A 581-nucleotide genomic window follows, 5' to 3' on the forward strand; every position below is an offset into this window, starting at 1 on the left:
TCGGCAATGCCAACGTCAAAAAAGCGGTCGGGGTAGGCTTTGGCAAAGGCATCAAGCCCGGTGCCGGATGGCATGGCGGCTGTTACTGCCGTGATGCGGTTATCTGTGGCCGCACGGCGCGTCAGTTCGCGGGAGAAGACGGAGGTATAGCTGGGCGGGCCAGCAGGGCCCTTCTTCTGCTCACCCGTAACCACGTTGAACTTGGCAACAGCGTGGTATTTGTCGCCCGCTTTTTCCGCAGGGGTGTAGCCATGCCCTTTTTCCGTGATGACATGCAGCAGAATCGGGCCGTTGCTGGTGTCCCGCAGGTTCCGCAGGATGGCGACAAGCTGTGGCAGATCATGCCCATCCACCGGGCCGACATAATAGAACCCAAGCTCTTCAAACAGCGTGCCACCGGTAATCATGCCGCGGGCGTATTCGTCCGCCTTGCGGGCGGTGCGCTCAACGGGGGCGGGGAGTTTCTTGACTACTTTCCCGGCCAGTTCGCGCAGGCCCATGAACTTGCGGGAGGACATAAGGCGGGAGAGATAGTTGGACATGGCGCCAACGGGCGGCGCAATGGACATCTCGTTATCGTT

At 60.4% G+C, this 581-nt stretch carries 1 protein-coding gene; it reads right to left on the bottom strand.

The window, feature by feature from the left end; all coding sequences use genetic code 11:
- Positions 1-581: 1-deoxy-D-xylulose-5-phosphate synthase N-terminal domain-containing protein (locus Abci_RS13000; RefSeq protein WP_048839609.1), on the bottom strand; the 581-nt coding region annotated here is incomplete at both ends.

Origin of the sequence: Acetobacter cibinongensis (genome assembly GCF_000963925.1) — a bacterium.
Taxonomy (GTDB): Bacteria; Pseudomonadota; Alphaproteobacteria; order Acetobacterales; family Acetobacteraceae; genus Acetobacter; species Acetobacter cibinongensis.